Here is a 17,477-nt window from a genome sequence, read left to right as displayed (position 1 = left end):
ATACATCATCAATCGTTAGGCTATGCACTCATAATACTATGATTATGTTTTGTTGGCAATAGTTGATACCATCAATCTTGTTGCACATTTTTCTTTAGTGCTCCTAAAATAGTTACCAAATAAATAATATTAATGAAAACGAGTACAACAGGTCTCATAAAGCCCGTCGTACTCGTCCAATAACTTAAATTTTATTTATATTACTTTTAGAAATTTTATTGAAAAATTTTTCGGATTTTTTTACGCCGATATTAAATAAACGACAAATTATGAGTCACTTCAACCATTAATTTATCGATAGCTGGCCGACTAATCCTCATTTTGGTTTAAATCGGCCGCGTGTTGGGCAGCCGTTTTTTGTAATCCGCGATCCAAACTATTCACAATAAAGGCTAGAATAACTAAGCCAAGACCAATCAAGTAGACCCAATGCAAGCCCGTGTATAGGATACGATGTAGCGTCGGCAACAAATAATGAGGTAATTGCGTTGCTGTCTGTGGATTAATCAGCTTGTTCATCATCGCCATATTCGTTCCTGCATGGTGTTGAATGCCTTGGTTCATCCCAACATTTAACGCAATCCCAAAGATTGAGATCATCAACGTTTGACCAATTGTTCGACTCAACGTATTGAAGGATGTCGCGACGCCCACATTTTCGGCTGGCACGAGGTGCTGCGACGTGACGGTCGTTGCTGTGATTGTAATTCCGAAGCCCACGCCACCAATCGCTGTGATCAGGAAGAACCATGGGAAAGCAGTATTAACCGGTAACCACGCTAAGCAAATGCTTGTCACGAGGATGAAAGCCAAACTCAGATACAAAATCCGTCGCGGTGCCCACTTTGCCAATAACCGCCCCGTCACGAATGACCCGACGATCCACATTAACGAGCTTGGTGTCACTGCGAATCCCGCCAAAGAAGCCGGTACACCCAGTATCCCCTGAGTCCAAGTTGGAATATAAACTTCAACGGCCATTAGGAAGCCACTGACTAAGGCCGCCACAGCATTTTGAATAATAAACGTGTGATTTTTGAATAAATCCATCGAAATCACTGGTTCATCCGTGCGACTTTCACGACGAATAAATAGCCACAAACTGAGCGCACTAATGATCCAAGCAGTCCCAACGGCCACCCAACTGATAGTGGCGTTTCCCAATAATTGGAAGCTTAGCATCAAGCACAGCAAGAAGAGCATCAGCCAAAAGCTGCCCAAGTAGTCGATTTTCACGTTATTATGACGTTTAGGTTCTCGTAAATAAAATTGAAATAGGAAAAGGGTGATCAACCCAACTGGCACATTAATGAAGAAAATCCAATGCCAGCTCAGCTTATCGACAATTAGTCCACCAATCAGCGGTGCCAGCACTGAAGCAATGCCCCACGCTGAACTATTGAAGCCCAGCACTTTGGCCCGGCGTTCGAATGAATAAATATCTGCGATAATTGTCATTGAGACTGGCATTAGCGCCCCGGCACCGATCCCCTGAATGGCCCGCCAAAAAATTAGCACCGGCATCGAATTAGACAAACCGCTCATCATAGACCCGATAATAAAAATAATTAGTCCGGCTTGCATCACTGGTTTGCGGCCGACCAAGTCAGTCAGTTTCCCATAAATTGGCGTCATCATCGCATTAGTCAATAAATAAATTGAGAAAACCCAATTCATCAATGAAACCCCATGTAAATCACCAACAATCGTTGGCAAGGCGGTCGACACGATTGTCCCTTCAATCGCACTCATAAATGTCGCGACGTAAATGGCAACCGTAACCGCCATTACGTTAGTTTTACGCTGTTGCATCTTAGTAATTCTCCTTCTCTATCAATCATTTTGAAACCCCGTGCATCTAAAATAGCCCGCAAAAAAAGCGACCTTGAAAAAAGGTCGCTTTTAGCGTCGAGTACCTACAGACCGTAACGAATCAACGTTACCGCATTATTTAAATGCTGCTTTTAAAGCATCCACTTTATCAGTATGTTCCCATGGCAAATCAATATCGGTCCGACCAAAGTGGCCGTATGCCGCAGTTTGCCGATAAATCGGCCGCTGCAAATCGAGCATTTTGATAATCCCAGCTGGGCGTAAATCAAAGTTTTCGCGAATGGCGTTAATCAACGCTTCATCACTAACCTTCCCCGTCCCGGCAGTATCGACTGCAATCGAAACCGGTTCGGCAACCCCGATGGCATATGCCAATTGCACTTCGACCTGATCAGCTAAACCGGCAGCCACAACGTTTTTGGCAATGTAACGAGCAGCGTAACTTGCAGAACGGTCCACCTTGGTCGCATCTTTACCAGAAAAGGCGCCACCACCATGATGGGCAAAACCACCGTACGTATCCACGATGACTTTCCGACCAGTCAAACCGGCATCCCCTTGAGGGCCACCAATAACAAAACGACCAGTTGGGTTCACAAGATACTTAGTTTGGTCATCTAACAAATCAGCTGGTAACACGGCCTTGATAACTTGATCAATGACCGTTTGCCGAATCGTGTCCAAATCAACATCAGGATCATGCTGAGTGGATAAGACCACCGTGTCGATCCGCTTAGGTTGATTGTCTTCGTCATATTCGACCGTGACTTGGGCCTTAGCATCTGGACGTAACCACTTAATGGTATCATCTTTACGTAGCGCTGCAATTTTACGCATCAACCGATGGCTCAATGCGATTGGCAGTGGCATTAATTCAGGGGTTTCGTTGATGGCATAACCAAACATCATCCCTTGATCACCAGCACCAATTTGATCTAATGGGTCAGCATCGCCAGAACGCGTCTCCAAGGAATCATCGACCCCTTGCGCGATATCTGGTGATTGTTCATCCAATGAGACAAGGACGGCACAGTTGTCACCGTCAAAGCCGTATTGACCATCAACATAGCCAATCGACTTGATCGTGTCACGCACGACCTTTTGAATATCAACGTAGGCCTTGGTCGAGACTTCACCAAAGACCAGCACTAATCCAGTCGTCACTGAAGTTTCAACAGCGACCCGTGCTTGTGGATCCTGGGCTAACATTGCGTCCAGGATAGCGTCACTGATTTGGTCAGCAATCTTATCAGGATGACCTTCAGAGACAGATTCAGATGTAAATAAGTGTCTTTCACTCACAATAAATTCCCCCTTGATAATTTCGGTTACAAGGCATCTAAGTATCACTTATTCTTCGTCGAACAAGCTAAACTTATCCTTTCGGGAACGGCTCATAACTATATAAGGTTATCACAATCACCATTTTTTTTAAAGATTTCTGTCAAATTATTGACGGGAACTGCCCCGACCGGTACGATTAACTCATTATCCTAATTAGAGAGTGTTGACAATATGATTCGAATCGGAAAATTACATATTAAACGCGATTACATCGCCTTGGCGATCTTTACCATCGTTCAAAGCATCATTAGTTGGTGGGCCGCCCTCGATTACGGGCGTTCATTTCAAACGGCCACATTTTCGGCCGCGCAGTTACCACTGATTGGTTACACCTTAGCCGTGGCCGCTGCGGTCTTCATTATCTTAGATCGGCGGATTGCTCCCCAGTGGAGTCTCATTGCGATTGGAATTACCGTGGCCTTTGCATTTACCAACATTATTGCCAAGGAATCCGAACTACTGTACCTGCTATTAACGTGCAGTGCGTGGTTGCTCGTGATGGCCGTTCCACGCTTCGGCATGCAAAACTACTTCGGGTTAGTCGTTTTCAGCGTCATCATGACGTTCACGATTCCGGTGGCCGTCTTCGACTTACAAAACAACTATTTATCAACTACTTTTCTCTGGAAGCTGACCCCCATGCTGGCTAGTTATGTCTTCCTATACGTTCCGAGCTTCAGCCGTCAACGCCAAATCAATCAACTGATTTCGGCCATCACCGGCCTGCTGCTCGTTATCACCATCTTCTTACAGCCACTGACCTGGCAAACGATCGTTGCAATTCTCATCACGATTGCCGTCTGGTTCAGTCAACAGTCCTTTGACCGTACTCGGTTGCATCTCATGATCAACGTAGCCGTTCAGTTGGTACTGATTTTATTACTTTATTAATATCCAGATAACAACAAGGCGCCTAACTAGTTGTAAGAAACTAGTTAGGCGCCTTGTTTGCTCATAACACCGACTTTAGAGCGCTGCTATGAATTGACACCACTTTTCAACAATCGTCTGCTTGCTGTAACGAGTTGCTGAATTGTAGGCATTCGTAATCAGTTGTGCTTGTCGTTCAGGATGCTGTAAATACTGACGAACTTTCATTGTCAACTCATCAACATCATTGGGTGTCACTAAATACCCGTTAACACCATCTTCGATAATATCTTCCGGCCCGTACGCAATTCGATAGCCAATAACCGGTACGCCATAGCTTTCAGCTTCCATTGTGGCTAGCGAAAAGCCCTCTTCCACACTCGTCATTAAGGCTAGGCTTGCCCGCTGGTACGCTTCTGCCAGATTGGGCAAGAAACCCCGAATAACGATATTTTTTTCTAGATGATTGGCCTGAATAAATTGACGCATTTGCATTTCAATTTTTTGCCCATGCCCAAACAACTGCAAAGTCAGGTCGGGAAATTCGCCGACTAACCGACGGACCACCTCTAGTTGATGTAGTAATTGCTTTTCCGGTGAATAGCGAGCCACACTAATAATCTGGTGGGAATCACGACCATCAACTTTAACCGGATGGGCTGTCGTATAGCCAACTGGAATCACGACAACTGGTGGTAAATTATCATAGCGTGCCAATAAATCACGCTTTTGATGCTCGGTCGACACAATAATTCGGTGAAATTGATCTGGATGGGCTAGGACATACCGATAGACCGATTTCAAATGCCCACTTACCACGTCCTCACCAATCCGTAGATGCGTGCTATGTAAGACTGAACACACGCGAATTGCGGGGCGCGTATGACCTAAGGCCGCCGCCGTTTGTCGGTTACGATCACAGAAATAGACGTCATCAGCAGTGGCCAACTCATTGAAGAAGAATGTCTGAAAAGCCTGTTCGGTATTGAAGAAAAAGTCTCTTTGCTGATAGTTCTTCAACGTAATCAGCCGTAATTGTGGCTCTGGTCCGGTAATGTCATACTGTTTGATAATTTTAACTTGCCCTTGTAAATCATAATAAACTTCTGTGTGCACTTCTTGATGTTTCACTAAAAAGCTTGTCCGGCTCAGGAAGCCCCGGTTATCATAAAATTCACGTCGGACTTTAACACCCTGATTATCAAAATAATTGACATAATCCAATTGTTGTCGCTCGGCGTCCACAAAATGAGCGTACATCAAATATTGACCATCAGTATCCAGGATGCGAAAATCTGTCGTATTTGGAACCTGAATCACCTTAAAGTGACAAACAGCTTGCCAATAGTGCATCCAATCATGATTGATTTTAGTCACTGCTTCAGGCAGCGTCCCCTGAAAGAAATCATACAAACTAAAGCATTTTCCTTCCGCACCAAAGCGGGCCGCATGCTCATGTAAACGCGGATTATAAGTGACATAGACGCATCGAGCCTGATAACCAGCGGCGTCAAATAGCGCCAGTCGGTTCAACTGTGCCTTTTCAATTCCCGTCAATTTCAATCCTAAACCGGTACCCACAAAATAATACATCACCTAGCCGTTCCCTTCTCAATCTGAAAAATCAACTCATCCTGTCGCCGAGTTCAAAAACTTCGAGTACGCACGGACGATTGACCACTTCATCTGTTATATCTATACACTATCTTTACCCTACCATATTTTACGTTATTCGACCAAGATATGAACAGTTTTATTGACATACAAAAATCGCTAGTCGTGAACAACTACCGTATCAGCAGTGCCCGACTAGTGATTTTTCACCAGTTCCAATTAAATTGCTAGCCATGCCTGATGGCACTCATCACGCTAGTTATTGGTTTACTCCAATATCATTAAATCAATAATTAGTGTGCGACTAACCACCCCAAACAACCCAGACTTCTGAGACCCACCATACAACTAAAATGCCGCCATTTCTTAACATTTTCTCTTAAAACTGGGCGTTGTCCGAAACATTAAGCATCCGTGCCACCGTCGCAATATCCTTCTGCGTTGTGCGACAACAGCCGCCGATAATGCGGGCCCCGGCGGCTAACCACTGGGGGACAAAAGACGCAAATTGATGACTCAAATGAGTTGCTTGCCAAGTCTTCGTCACGGGATCATATTGATCACCAGAATTAGGATAAACGATCAACGGTACCGCTACAGCCGCCTTCAAAGTGGTTATCGCTGGTGCAATGTTTTCCAGCGTAGTGCAATTGACCCCCACAGCGACCACGTTCGGCTGGGCCGCCACCCACTTTGCGGCCGCAGCTAATGACGTCCCATCACATAATGTCTGTGGATCCTTGATACTAAAGCTTACCCAGTATGGTTGTTGCGGCCAAGTGGTTGTGATTAGTTGTACCAAAGCCTGTACTTCGTCTAAACGTGGCATCGTTTCTAATGCAAGCACGTCCACCCCGGCGGCCATGATCAACGCCAGGCGTTCGCGGTGAAAGTCTTGATAGGCACTCGGCGTTAACTGATATGCACCCGTGTACTCACTACCATCCGCTAAGTAAGCACCGTACGGGCCAATACTACCAGCAATCACAGCATCCGTGACATGACTAGCATCACGCGCCGTATGAGCAATTGTCACCGCCTGTTGTATCAATTGACGCGCTTGTGCGGCAGCAATTCCAGCCTGCTCAAATGCAGGGACGTTGGCCTGGTATGTATTAGTTGTCATGATTTTTGCGCCCGCATCCAGATAGCTCTGATGGACCGCTTGAATCGCATCCGGGTGATCCAACATTGCCGTGGCTGACCACAGTGCGCTATTGGTTGCCACGCCCCGCTTTTCTAATTCCGTAGCCATCGCACCGTCCGAGACGACTGGGCCCCGGTTCAATTGTTCAGTTAATGAAAGCATTGCAATAATTGCCTTCCTTTCTACTTATAAATTATGTTATTCTAATAGCATTGTTGATTTTCTAATCATAGTCTAATCATATTAATTCTGCAAGTAAGGAAGGCCGGTACATTATGTCAAAACAAACCCACCTCAGTCGCCAGATGGAATCACGGCACGTGCTGATGATTTCGCTCGGTGGCGTGATTGGGACCGGATTATTTTTAAGTTCCGGTTACACGATTCATCAAGCGGGGCCAATTGGGACACTGCTCGCCTATACCATTGGGGCCATCCTCGTCTATCTCGTCATGCTCTGTCTAGGTGAGCTGTCAGTTGCAATGCCCTACACCGGGGCGTTTCACGTTTATGCGAAAAAATATATTGGTCCTGGCACAGGCTTTACGGTTGCCATCCTATATTGGTTGACTTGGACGATTGCCCTCGGTTCAGAATTTACAGCAGCGGGGCTCATCATGCAAACGTGGTTTCCGCACATTGCGACCTGGATCTGGAGCCTCGTCTTTATGGTGGTCATCTTCACCGTTAACGCCCTCTCCGTACGCTGGTTTGCGGAAGCGGAATTCTGGTTTGCCAGTATCAAAGTCATCGCGATCATTGCCTTTATTCTCTTAGGTGGACTGGCAATGGTCGGTATCCTGCCACTTCACGGTCATACCAGTGCCCCGTTTCTGAGCAACTATACGCGTAACGGTTGGTTTCCCAATGGTTTTGGCGGCGTCTTTACGACTATGCTAACGGTCAACTTTGCCTTTTCCGGGACTGAGCTAATTGGAATTACAGCTGGTGAGACTAAAGATCCGGCCCACACCATTCCGACCGCAATCAAAACGACCCTCTGGCGCCTGATCATTTTCTTCATCGGTAGCATGTTCGTCATGGCAGCGCTGATTCCTTACAAACAAGCGGGTGTAACGCAAAGTCCATTTGTGCTTGTCTTCAAAGCGATTGGGATTCCCTATGCCGCTGACTTAATGAATTTCGTCGTATTGACCGCCATTATGTCGGCCGCTAATTCTGGTCTCTACGCGTCAACCCGTATGCTGTGGTCACTTGCGAACGAGGGAACCATTCCAAAGGTTTTCAAACGAACCACGAAGCGCGATGTGCCCTTAATCGCCTTAATTACCAGCATGCTGGGGGGCATTTTGGCGCTACTATCGAGTGTCTATGCCGCCGGTTCAGTGTACCTAGTCCTAGTATCCATTTCGGGACTCGCCGTCGTCATTGTTTGGATGGCAATTGCCCTTTCAGAGATCAACTTCCGCAAAGCCTACCTCAAAAGTGGGCAGTCGCTTGATCAATTGACCTTTAAAACACCCGGCTATCCGGTCGTTCCGTGGCTGGCCTTTATCTTAAGTGGGCTCTCCTGTATCTTGATTTGGTTTGACCCTAACCAGCGGATTGCCTTGTATTACACCATTCCCTTCGTGGCGATTTGCTATCTAGGCTACTATCTCAATCAACGTTATCGACGGACCCACGCCGCAAAACAGCCCCGTTAGTCAGCTCAACTTATCAAGAATCGTCTTTTGATTCTGATGACCTGAAAACGAACATGGTCATGTTCTGCTGGCATTTCTGAATCTACTTTTAAAGTGCAATCCAGCCGACGACACCGTTTTTTTGACTGCAACAAAACCAAATATCAACTTATTTCAGATCTCTTGTTAGCCGTCCAACTACTAGCAAGAGATTTTATTTATTTCAGCAGTAAATTGATTATCACTGGATAATCGAATAAATAAACCATTAACCCCGTATACAAGCTGACGATTATGCTATGATTAATTTATCAAGAGCATTGGAGGGGTTTCTATGCACCCAGGATTATTACTCGTCAATTTAGGCTCCCCAGCATCCCCACGGACTAAGGATGTCAAAGCATACTTACAAGAATTCTTAAGTGATCCAAGCGTCATCGAGATGCCGGCCGCACTCTGGCAACCGCTGTTGCGCGGTATTATCTTGCCGACCCGTTCTTGGCGTTCGGCCACCTTTTATCAGGATAGTTGGCTCCCACAAGGCTCACCATTAATCGTCTACAGTCAAGCCATCTGCCAACAAGTACAAGCAGCATTACCCGATTGGGACGTCCGACTAGCAATGACGTACGGTCAACCCGATATCGGTGCGACCTTAAAAGCCATGGTTGCTGATGGGTGTGAAAAGCCAATTATTTTACCACTTTTTCCACAATACACCCAGAGCACACACGGCGGCATCCATCGTCAAGTTGAAACGACCGGATTACCGCACACCTTTATCGACAGTTTCTACGACCAACCGACTTACATTCACTTACTATCAACCAAAGTCTGGCAAAGTTATCAGGCGCATCATTACGATGCGGTCATCTTCAGCTACCACAGCATTCCCACTGCCATGGTTCGCCATGGTGATCCCTATCAACGGGAATGCGAGGCAACGACCAAAGCTGTGTTGGCGGATCGACCAGAATTACCAGCTGATAAGGTCATTACGGCGTATCAGTCCAAGTTCGGGCCAATGCCGTGGTTAAAGCCCTACTTAAAAAATGAGCTCATGCAGTTGGTCGAACTTGGCAAACGCAACGTATTAGTAGTTACCCCATCCTTTGTCGTGGACTGCTTGGAAACCCTCGAGGAAGACTACGTTCAAAATTATCAAACCTTTCGGGCGAGCGGTGGTGATCGGTTTGACTTAGTACCACCGATGAATAAGGATACCGGCTTCAGCCAATTTCTGGCTGACCTCGCTATCCAAAAGCAGGAGGCGTCGACCCATGCAATCACATCGTCATCAAAGTCTTGAAGAAATCAATCAGAGCGTCGCGGTTCCCGACGTTCATCAGACGGCCTTTTGGCGCAAATTTTTAGCCTATAGCGGTCCCGGTGCACTAGTGGCAGTCGGCTATATGGACCCCGGCAACTGGTTGACATCCCTAGCCGGTGGCGGTCAATTTCAGTACCGGCTTTTAGCCGTGCTCGCATTAGCCATCATTGTCGCCATGTTCATGCAAGGCCTGGCAATCAAGCTAGGCGTTGTAGCCCGGCAAGACTTAGCACAAGCCATCGCTAGCAAGCTGCCCCGGCCCGTACGTTATGCCGCGTGGATTTTAAACGAAGTCGCGATGATGGCGACCGACATGACGGGCGTAATTGGAACCGCAATCGCCTTAAAAATGTTATTCGGCTTACCACTACTTGCAGGAATTTTACTGACGATTGCGGACGTCTTAGTTGTCTTGTTGTTTTTGAGATTTGGCATTCGGCGTGTCGAAGTAATCGTCCTCGTCGCTATTTTGACCGTCGGCATTATTTTTGGCATCGAGGTGGGACGGGCCCACGTTCAATTTGGCAACGTGTTGCTCGGCTTAGTTCCAACACCATTGATCGTCAAAAATCATACCGCACTAGTCCTCAGTCTTGGAATCTTGGGCGCAACCATCATGCCACATAACTTATACTTACACTCATCGCTTGCACAAAGCCGGCGTTATGATTATCATAATCCAGCTCAAGTCACAGAAGCACTGCGCTTCGCCAATTGGGACTCAACAGTGCACTTGATTGCGGCCTTTCTCATCAACGCACTTTTGCTCGTCCTTGGTGGGACGCTTTTCTTCGGTCACACCAACGCGTTAGCGAGTCTGCAGGCCGTCTTCGATGGGTTAAAAAGTACCACCGTGGTTGGCGCCCTTGCTAGCCCGGTCATGAGCTGGTTATTTGCATTAGCCCTACTAATTACCGGCCTAATTTCATCCATCACTAGCACCTTAGCTGGTCAGATTGTCATGGAAGGTTATTTACACATCCGCTTACCGCTATGGCAACGCCGGCTGCTTACTCGCGCTGTCACGCTAATTCCAATTCTGATTATCGGTATGTTAGTCGGCTTTAGTGACGCCGCCTTTGAAAACTTGATCATCTACGCGCAAGTCGCACTCAGTATCGCCCTCCCCTTTACCTTGTTGCCACTAGTTGCACTGACAAATAACGCCGGCCTGATGAAGACCCATGTTAATCGTGCGGCGGTAACGTGGTTGGGTTATGGACTGGCCGGAATTATTACGGTGTTAAATATTTATTTGGTGTATAGCTTGTTTTAATATTAGATTCATTTACATTGCTACTTTGACTTCAACACTAAGTTAAAAGCCGTCAACCTGCGTATATGCTTCGCAGTTGACGGCTTTCTGATGCTCAATCCCACTTATTGTGGGTACTAATTTTTAGTGATAATTAGTCATTCCCTGCAATGTATCTTCTATCAGACAGCGTCGCGGTGTAATTACTAGTTACCATGCTGAGTAAAAGCCCTCAGCACAACCAAACCTTTGGATCGTGGCAGCACCACTTTTTTACAAAACAATTGTTCCGGTTCTTATGTATAAAGATAATATATTTACTACTATATTCAGTTTACACATTGTCATACTTATATAAGCCACCTTGAACTGTAAGTCGTCTCAGTATCTGGTTGATACCCCTGTCCATATTCCCAAGCATTGATACAATTAAATGACACCAACCAAACTTATCATAAGGCACTATGGTAAAATAAAAACCGTGATTATCGCAAGGATAACCACGGCACGAAACGAATTGGCTTGAATATACGTGCTATATATTACTTCGTTTCATACCCATTATAACAGATAAAAGTTACGATGGCTTTTCATAGTGGTTACATTCATAAATTTTTAAAACCCACGTTTACCAGAATAAAACATCCCACCAAAGTTTAGATTACATAGTAGAAAGGAAGCATCTCAACATGGTAAAAATTGCAGTCCTATCTGACGTTCACGGTAACGCTACTGCTCTCGAAGCAGTCTTAGCAGACGCCCAGAAACAACACGTTGACGAATACTGGACGGTGGGCGACATGACCGTCCGCGGGCCAGAATCGGAGCGCTGTCTCACCTTACTAGACCACGTTCACCCCACCGCCTACGTTCTCGGAAATCACGAGGAAAACTACCAAAAAGTAATGGCAGCCAATCCCGACACGTTTAACAAACCCAAACAAATTATGGCAACGGTTCTCACCGCTTTTGATCGGCGCCAGCTGAGTTCAACACACTTTGAACGGTTACTGAACTTACCAATGACAGTCATCAAACACGTCGGCCCGTTAACCATCCGTCTCCAACACGTTTTACCGACCGTCGCTAGTGGACACGCGCTCGCACCAACTGCCAGTCAGGCCAACTTTGACCAAGCCGCTGAAGGCGATGTCGATATCGTCATCTATGCGCACACGCACCAGCCTATTATGCGCTATGCAACCACGGGCCAGTTGATTCTAAACGCCGGGACAGTTGGCCTTCCGACTGCCATTAATCCCCACCTACGCCAACCACGAGCAAACTACTTGCTTCTGACGATTGATAAGACTGGCCTCCAGCATGTTGATTACCGTGCCGTGGATTTCGATTGGCGGCGTGCTATCACAATCGCCAAAAATGCGCACTTGCCCTACTTCGAATTCTATGAACAGACTTTGCGGACTAATATTTACCAGTACGCACCGAGTGCGGTCGCTGCTTACAATACCCAACATGATATGGCCCAAGAAGCGCGCAAGATTTTACTTGAAAATCGTCACTGAAAATCTTCTAAGAATCGGGAGAAAATAGTTTCATTTTTCTAAAAATTCTGTATACTTTTAAAAGTCGATTGCTGCTCCGGCGGTCAATCGCTGTTCAAGAGAGGAGCTAGAATTATGTACTTTAAGAAAGCGACCCTCGATGATCTCGATACGATCATCGACATTCTAAGTGACGGTCGTAATCAACTTGCTGAAGCTGGGGTCAACCAGTGGCAAGGCGACTACCCATCCCGTAAACAAATCACGGCCGACATCATGCAAGGATCAGCATACTTATTCAATGCCGACGACAACGCAACGGTCGGCGCTGTCGCTGTCGTGCCTTCACCAGACGAAACTTACGATACTGCGAAGGCCGAATGGTTAAATACCACGGCACCTTACGTCGTGATTCACCGAGTCGCGATTCATTCTAGCCATGCTGGTCATGGTTATGCCACTCAATTATTCGAAAAAATCATCGCTCATATTGCTGCGGATCATCCTGAAATCAAGAGCATCCGTATCGATACTCATGCCGACAATCAAGCGATGCAACATCTGATTGCAAAGATGAACTTCAAGCGAGTTGGCGAAATGGTCGGTGTATACCATGTCGATGACGTTTGCTACGTCTATGAAAAAATGCTCTAATTAATCTGAGAACCTGCCACAAATGGTCAGGTTCTTTTTTTACGCTCAAATCCAATCAGTCATGCTAGATGACTACTCGTTTGCGGCAGTTGTCACAGCTAAGTCCTTTTGCTCAGCAAATGCACAACGAGTGGCTGTTTGATTCTTATAACCGGCGCACTAGTGCAGCCCCGATTAGCACAAGTTTGACTTCATTTTTGTAACAAAGTTGCCAGTGCGGCATACCGTTTGCGCCAGTCCAAAATGGTTAGCGATTCACAAGGTTGCGTTAATAGCCAATCCAACTGTGCTTGCCGTTCAGGCTGATCTAAGAAGACGTAACTCCGCGGCGTAACAAAGTTTTCAAACTGACGACGTAACTGTGCCAACGGAATGTTAGGTAAGGTTGTAAAAGCCGTAATCGGTACCGCCAATCCGGCTTTAGCTCCTTCAAAATAAGCCGTGGTGGTTGTGGGCACCTCATGCTGTAACAATGCGCCGACTAGCGCTAATTGTTCAGGCGCGAGTTGCAGGCCCTGATCACAACGCAAAAAGAGTTGAATTCCCCCATTAGCCCCCGTCGTATAGACAAATGCTTGAAACGGACGTGCAAAAAAACGTCGACGATATTCCAGAATCTTCGTCCCATTGATAATCGCTTGTGTTGGTTCTGGATGCAACGAAAATAATAATGTTGGCCGCTTTGCCAAGTAATAATCTTTAATCGTTGGCATGGTGCCATCCCCCTTCACTAATTAGCACTAAGTATACCTCACTTGCTAGCATGCGCCAACTAATCGCCATTCAAACAAACACGAACTATAAAAAGTTGATAAACACAATCGTTCCGACTTATTACCGAATTCACTGGATTTAAACCTTAATCAGTCGTATATTATTCGTATAAATAAAAAAGGCGGTATTAGTATGCATTGGTTGGCGGATCTATTGGCAGCAATCGGGGTTGTTTTGAATGAAATCCCACAAGGAATTATGGCGGATGAGTCTCGGTTTTGCGGTCTTTCCGACTGCATTTTCATTCGGATTAGTTGGTTTAATCAACGGAGTGGCTAGTTCAGTTGCGCCAGTTTCATTTCAAGCGGAGTCCCTTGCACTAGTCGGGCACCTAGGACACAATTTACGCGAACGGTTGTCAATCAGCTTTTTAGGTGCGAGTCTGATGTTCGTGATTGGCTTGACCGGTACTCTGCCGCTCATTGTTCGCAGTCTAGGCAATCAGCTTATGGCAGCGATGATGGCGGGAGTTGGCGGGATGTTGGCTAAAATCGCGTTGCAAATGGCGCATGAACAACCCCAATTTGGGTGGCTGTCAATCGGCTTGGCGGGTGCGACTTATTTGATTAGTAAAGATTTAGTATGGACAATTGCCGTATCAGTGATTGGGACCAGCTGTTACGCAGCGATGACACATTATCGCGTCACACTACCGGAGCACGTGACGACTCGCAAATTACAATTTACCAAACCACAGTTCAGTCTTAAAATTCTGCGAGGCGCACTTCTAACCTGTCTTAATATCGGCGCTAACCTCTCGTACGGCTTAATTACTGGCCAAATGACGGGGCAACACCCCAACCCAGTCAATCTAAATCTATTGACTAGCAGACCTATGAACTAGCCTTCTGGGAGGTGCGCCAGTAGAAACGATTATTTCCGCGACAGCCAGCGCGCTTGAACCAGTAGTTGCGGGTATCCTAATGATGCTGATCATGATGCTGATTCTATTACTGGGATGGCTGCCGAAGCTAGGAAAAATCGTGCCTAGTACTGCAATTGCCGTTTTTTTGTTTATCTTAGGAACCATTGTCATTTTCCCGGAAAATGCAGCCACCGCCCTGTACGGCTCGCTAAGCACGGTTGCAGGCGTGACCCTCGTCGTGACCGCCTTTGTTGATCCATTCGCGGGACTAATGACCGGGACACTCCTAAAATTTGGACTACCACTAATTGGATTGGGGTTATAAATATGCAAACTTATCAGTTAACATTAGGGCCACTAACACGTCAGTTACCATTGATTCGATTAAACGCCACGACTAGCATCGCCTCTTTCGTCCTATTAGGCGATGCGGAGCTGACCGATTATGCTGCCCGTCAGCTCAGTCGGCGGCTAGCCACAACTAAATTTGATTATCTAGTCACGATGGAAAGTAAGGGCATTCCGCTGGCCCAGGCCCTAAGCCAAGCCACTAACCACCCCCGCTTTATCGTTTTACGCAAGAACCGTAAGGACTACATGCGTCATCCGCTTAGCGAACCGGTAACGGCCATTACGACCAGCACGCCACAACAGCTAGTTTTAGACGGTACTGACGCCGCACTAATCAACCATAAACGTGTTATCATTATCGACGACGTCATTAGCAGTGGGGGCTCGTTGACAACCGCCAACGCCCTCCTACATCAAGCTGGCGCTCAAGTGGTCAAACAGATGGCAATTCTAGCAGAAGGCGCCGCCAGACAGCGAACAGATATCGATTTTTTGGCACCGTTACCATTATTTGGCTAGTGGTGGTTAATGCGTTAGGCTTTCGATGTGCTTGACAATAACCCATCGCCAGTGCATCAATAATTTACAGAATTGTGAGGAATCACCACTTATGGCAAGTATCAGTAAGCGCGGTTCATCTTGGATCGTGAGGATAACTTATTACGATCAAAATGGCAAAAGATATCAAAAAAAGTGCAACGTTCAAGACTAAGCTAGAGGCTCAACATTTTGTCGCTCAAAATGAGCTCAAAAAAAGCAGGATTGCCCCCTCAGCACCGCCAGCGTCATTTGTTCAATACTTTACCGCTTGATATACGGTCTACCAAGCGCCCAAAATCACCGATGCTACTAAACTCAATTACAGGTTTACCTTAACAACACCCCAATGGGCATCCACTCTCACAATGCCGGATACACCTACATTACCCCCCGTTCACTTTACGAATTACGCACCTGTTTCTGACATCTAATTTATTTGATAAGGTAATCATAATCCATATGGTGGCTATTGGAAATCCGGTCGATTATTTACTGCTTACCCTTATTTTTCTTGTAATTGCACTCAATTGGGCACCAATCAATTACGAATTATGCAAAAAAAAACAACCATACACGAAGTATAGTTGCTTTTGGGCATCGAATACCACAATATATGTGGTTAGATACCGGCGATCGGGGTCGAACCGATACTCCCTCAACGGGAACTGGATTTTGAGTCCAGCGCGTCTGCCAATTCCGCCACGCCGGCAAAAGAATAACTAGATGGAACATAAATCTGATCAGGATTATAACCCTTTCAGGAAAGGCGGTAACCGGATTTGAACCGGTGATGAAGGTTTTGCAGACCTCTGCCTTACCACTTGGCTATACCGCCATCATTTATTACCCAAACCCAACTGGGTTAGCTGGATTCGAACCAGCGCATGATGGAGTCAAAGTCCATTGCCTTACCACTTGGCTATAACCCAATCAAAGGGCGGTAGGTGGGAATCGAACCCACGCGTGCCGGAGCCACAATCCGGTGCGTTAACCACTTCGCCACTACCGCCATCATGGCAGGGATAGTAGGAGTTGAACCCACACCGACGGTTTTGGAGACCGTTGTTCTACCATTAAACTATATCCCTATAAAGAATGGAGGGGAGTGGATTCGAACCACCGAACCCGAAGGAGCGGATTTACAGTCCGCCGCGTTTAGCCAGACTTCGCTACCCCTCCATAAATGGCGCGGGACGGAATCGAACCGCCGACACATGGAGCTTCAATCCATTGCTCTACCGACTGAGCTACCGAGCCATATCATTCTTCATGATGGAGTCTATTAAATTATTGATGAATAAATTCTCATCAGATGGAGGATACAGGGCTCGAACCTGTGACCCTCTGCTTGTAAGGCAGACGCTCTCCCAACTGAGCTAATCCTCCATAATGACCCCTACGGGATTCGAACCCATGTTACTGCCGTGAAAGGGCAGTGTCTTAAACCACTTGACCAAGGGGTCATATTTATATATATCTAACTAACGGAGAGTAAGGGATTCGAACCCTTGAAACAGGTATAACCCGTTTACAGCATTTCCAATGCTGCTCCTTCAGCCACTCGGACAACTCTCCATGGCTTACCGTAGATAACTCCGACAGGCGGGCTCGAACCGTCGACATCTTGATTAACAGTCAAGCGCTCTACCAACTGAGCTATGTCGGAATAATCGCATGGCAACGTCCTACCCTCGCAGGGAGCGATCCCCCAACTACTCTCGGCGCTAAGAAGCTTAACTTCTGTGTTCG

13 protein-coding genes, 11 tRNA genes, 1 pseudogene and 1 riboswitch are annotated in these 17,477 nt (G+C 46.5%); of the genes and pseudogenes, 9 read left to right on the top strand and 16 right to left on the bottom strand.

Annotated features, from left to right (window positions below; genetic code table 11):
- Nucleotides 1–309 precede the first annotated feature (309 nt).
- Together RXV91_RS07270 and metK are read right to left on the bottom strand one after the other, a co-directional pair.
- The gene (locus tag RXV91_RS07270; protein ID WP_316439330.1) at nucleotides 310–1,812 is read right to left on the bottom strand and encodes an MDR family MFS transporter; all 1,503 of its coding nucleotides are present in this window, start codon (nucleotides 1,810–1,812) and stop codon (nucleotides 310–312) included.
- Nucleotides 1,813–1,947: 135 nt separating this feature from the next.
- A complete protein-coding gene (metK, locus tag RXV91_RS07265) occupies nucleotides 1,948–3,135 on the bottom strand; it encodes a methionine adenosyltransferase (protein WP_316439329.1) in 1,188 nt (395 codons plus the stop codon).
- A riboswitch (SMK box riboswitch) is annotated at nucleotides 3,133–3,238 on the bottom strand. It overlaps the preceding gene by 3 nt.
- Nucleotides 3,239–3,348: 110 nt before the next feature.
- Here metK and RXV91_RS07260 point away from each other — a divergent pair.
- Nucleotides 3,349–4,068, top strand: a complete 720-nt coding sequence (locus tag RXV91_RS07260) for a hypothetical protein (protein WP_316439328.1) — start codon at nucleotides 3,349–3,351, stop codon at nucleotides 4,066–4,068.
- Nucleotides 4,069–4,143: 75 nt separating this feature from the next.
- Here RXV91_RS07260 and RXV91_RS07255 read toward each other — a convergent pair whose 3' ends face one another.
- Both RXV91_RS07255 and mmuM read right to left on the bottom strand, forming a co-directional pair.
- Nucleotides 4,144–5,640: a glycosyltransferase gene (locus tag RXV91_RS07255; RefSeq protein ID WP_316439327.1), complete on the bottom strand. Its 1,497-nt coding sequence runs from the start codon at nucleotides 5,638–5,640 to the stop codon at nucleotides 4,144–4,146.
- Between the two features lie 400 nt (nucleotides 5,641–6,040).
- A complete protein-coding gene (gene mmuM, locus RXV91_RS07250; RefSeq protein ID WP_316439326.1) occupies nucleotides 6,041–6,970 on the bottom strand; it encodes a homocysteine S-methyltransferase in 930 nt (309 codons plus the stop codon).
- A gap of 113 nt (nucleotides 6,971–7,083) precedes the next feature.
- On the opposite strand from mmuM, the gene RXV91_RS07245 reads away from it, so the two are divergent.
- From RXV91_RS07245 to RXV91_RS07225, 5 genes are all read left to right on the top strand, one after another.
- Nucleotides 7,084–8,475 carry an amino acid permease gene (locus RXV91_RS07245; protein WP_316439325.1) on the top strand — a complete coding sequence of 464 codons (1,392 nt, stop codon included), beginning with the start codon at nucleotides 7,084–7,086 and terminating at the stop codon, nucleotides 8,473–8,475.
- Between the two features lie 313 nt (nucleotides 8,476–8,788).
- Nucleotides 8,789–9,763 carry a ferrochelatase gene (hemH, locus tag RXV91_RS07240; protein ID WP_316439324.1) on the top strand — a complete coding sequence of 325 codons (975 nt, stop codon included), beginning with the start codon at nucleotides 8,789–8,791 and terminating at the stop codon, nucleotides 9,761–9,763.
- The gene (locus tag RXV91_RS07235) at nucleotides 9,735–11,060 is read left to right on the top strand and encodes an Nramp family divalent metal transporter (protein ID WP_316439323.1); all 1,326 of its coding nucleotides are present in this window, start codon (nucleotides 9,735–9,737) and stop codon (nucleotides 11,058–11,060) included. The genes hemH and RXV91_RS07235 overlap by 29 nt, the downstream gene beginning before the upstream one ends.
- Before the next feature lie 668 nt (nucleotides 11,061–11,728).
- Nucleotides 11,729–12,565, top strand: coding sequence for a metallophosphoesterase family protein (locus RXV91_RS07230; RefSeq protein WP_316439322.1), 837 nt, complete (start codon nucleotides 11,729–11,731; stop codon nucleotides 12,563–12,565).
- A 114-nt stretch (nucleotides 12,566–12,679) separates the two neighbouring features.
- Nucleotides 12,680–13,198 (top strand): GNAT family N-acetyltransferase, encoded by a 519-nt coding sequence (locus tag RXV91_RS07225; protein ID WP_003643199.1) that lies wholly within the window; start codon nucleotides 12,680–12,682, stop codon nucleotides 13,196–13,198.
- Between the two features lie 191 nt (nucleotides 13,199–13,389).
- On the opposite strand, the gene RXV91_RS07220 is transcribed toward RXV91_RS07225, so the two are convergent.
- Entirely contained in the window at nucleotides 13,390–13,911 is a 522-nt protein-coding gene (locus RXV91_RS07220) for a hypothetical protein (RefSeq protein ID WP_316439321.1), read from the bottom strand.
- Nucleotides 13,912–14,104: 193 nt separating this feature from the next.
- On the opposite strand from RXV91_RS07220, the pseudogene RXV91_RS07215 reads away from it, so the two are divergent.
- The 3 genes and pseudogenes from RXV91_RS07215 (at nucleotide 14,105) to RXV91_RS07205 (ending at nucleotide 16,000) form a co-directional block, all read left to right on the top strand.
- Nucleotides 14,105–15,162: pseudogene (locus RXV91_RS07215) on the top strand (NCS2 family permease).
- Between the two features lie 2 nt (nucleotides 15,163–15,164).
- On the top strand, nucleotides 15,165–15,707 hold the full coding sequence (locus RXV91_RS07210) for a phosphoribosyltransferase family protein (protein WP_316439320.1): 543 nt from the start codon (nucleotides 15,165–15,167) through the stop codon (nucleotides 15,705–15,707).
- A 152-nt stretch (nucleotides 15,708–15,859) separates the two neighbouring features.
- Nucleotides 15,860–16,000 carry a hypothetical protein gene (locus tag RXV91_RS07205; RefSeq protein ID WP_316439319.1) on the top strand — a complete coding sequence of 47 codons (141 nt, stop codon included), beginning with the start codon at nucleotides 15,860–15,862 and terminating at the stop codon, nucleotides 15,998–16,000.
- Nucleotides 16,001–16,352: 352 nt separating this feature from the next.
- Here the strand turns inward: RXV91_RS07205 and RXV91_RS07200 are convergent.
- The 11 genes from RXV91_RS07200 to RXV91_RS07150 form a co-directional block, all read right to left on the bottom strand.
- Nucleotides 16,353–16,437, bottom strand: a tRNA-Leu gene (locus RXV91_RS07200).
- A 55-nt stretch (nucleotides 16,438–16,492) separates the two neighbouring features.
- Nucleotides 16,493–16,563 (bottom strand) — tRNA-Cys (locus RXV91_RS07195).
- A 22-nt stretch (nucleotides 16,564–16,585) separates the two neighbouring features.
- Nucleotides 16,586–16,657 (bottom strand) — tRNA-Gln (locus RXV91_RS07190).
- Nucleotides 16,658–16,664: 7 nt separating this feature from the next.
- Nucleotides 16,665–16,737 (bottom strand) — tRNA-His (locus RXV91_RS07185).
- 5 nt (nucleotides 16,738–16,742) lie between these two features.
- Nucleotides 16,743–16,816, bottom strand: a tRNA-Trp gene (locus tag RXV91_RS07180).
- 8 nt (nucleotides 16,817–16,824) lie between these two features.
- Nucleotides 16,825–16,907: transfer RNA gene (locus RXV91_RS07175), tRNA-Tyr, on the bottom strand.
- Between the two features lie 5 nt (nucleotides 16,908–16,912).
- Nucleotides 16,913–16,985, bottom strand: a tRNA-Phe gene (locus RXV91_RS07170).
- A 56-nt stretch (nucleotides 16,986–17,041) separates the two neighbouring features.
- Nucleotides 17,042–17,114, bottom strand: a tRNA-Val gene (locus RXV91_RS07165).
- Nucleotides 17,115–17,118: 4 nt separating this feature from the next.
- Nucleotides 17,119–17,191 (bottom strand) — tRNA-Glu (locus RXV91_RS07160).
- Between the two features lie 22 nt (nucleotides 17,192–17,213).
- A tRNA-Ser gene (locus tag RXV91_RS07155) sits at nucleotides 17,214–17,303 on the bottom strand.
- A gap of 18 nt (nucleotides 17,304–17,321) precedes the next feature.
- A tRNA-Asn gene (locus tag RXV91_RS07150) sits at nucleotides 17,322–17,394 on the bottom strand.
- Nucleotides 17,395–17,477: the final 83 nt, after the last annotated feature.

Origin of the sequence: Lactiplantibacillus sp. DA1, assembly GCF_032681335.1 — a bacterium.
Lineage (GTDB): Bacteria > Bacillota > Bacilli > Lactobacillales > Lactobacillaceae > Lactiplantibacillus.
This window is presented reverse-complemented; position numbering and strand designations above follow the sequence as displayed.

Coding starts and splice junctions, on each gene's coding strand:
- RXV91_RS07270 (WP_316439330.1), bottom strand. CDS start 1,812: ATGCAACAGCGTAAAACTAACGTAATGGCGGTTACGGTTGCCATTTAC.
- RXV91_RS07260 (WP_316439328.1), top strand. CDS start 3,349: ATGATTCGAATCGGAAAATTACATATTAAACGCGATTACATCGCCTTG.
- RXV91_RS07255 (WP_316439327.1), bottom strand. CDS start 5,640: ATGTATTATTTTGTGGGTACCGGTTTAGGATTGAAATTGACGGGAATT.
- mmuM (WP_316439326.1), bottom strand. CDS start 6,970: ATGCTTTCATTAACTGAACAATTGAACCGGGGCCCAGTCGTCTCGGAC.
- RXV91_RS07245 (WP_316439325.1), top strand. CDS start 7,084: ATGTCAAAACAAACCCACCTCAGTCGCCAGATGGAATCACGGCACGTG.
- hemH (WP_316439324.1), top strand. CDS start 8,789: ATGCACCCAGGATTATTACTCGTCAATTTAGGCTCCCCAGCATCCCCA.
- RXV91_RS07235 (WP_316439323.1), top strand. CDS start 9,735: ATGCAATCACATCGTCATCAAAGTCTTGAAGAAATCAATCAGAGCGTC.
- RXV91_RS07230 (WP_316439322.1), top strand. CDS start 11,729: ATGGTAAAAATTGCAGTCCTATCTGACGTTCACGGTAACGCTACTGCT.
- RXV91_RS07225 (WP_003643199.1), top strand. CDS start 12,680: ATGTACTTTAAGAAAGCGACCCTCGATGATCTCGATACGATCATCGAC.
- RXV91_RS07220 (WP_316439321.1), bottom strand. CDS start 13,911: ATGCCAACGATTAAAGATTATTACTTGGCAAAGCGGCCAACATTATTA.
- RXV91_RS07210 (WP_316439320.1), top strand. CDS start 15,165: ATGCAAACTTATCAGTTAACATTAGGGCCACTAACACGTCAGTTACCA.
- RXV91_RS07205 (WP_316439319.1), top strand. CDS start 15,860: ATGGCAAAAGATATCAAAAAAAGTGCAACGTTCAAGACTAAGCTAGAG.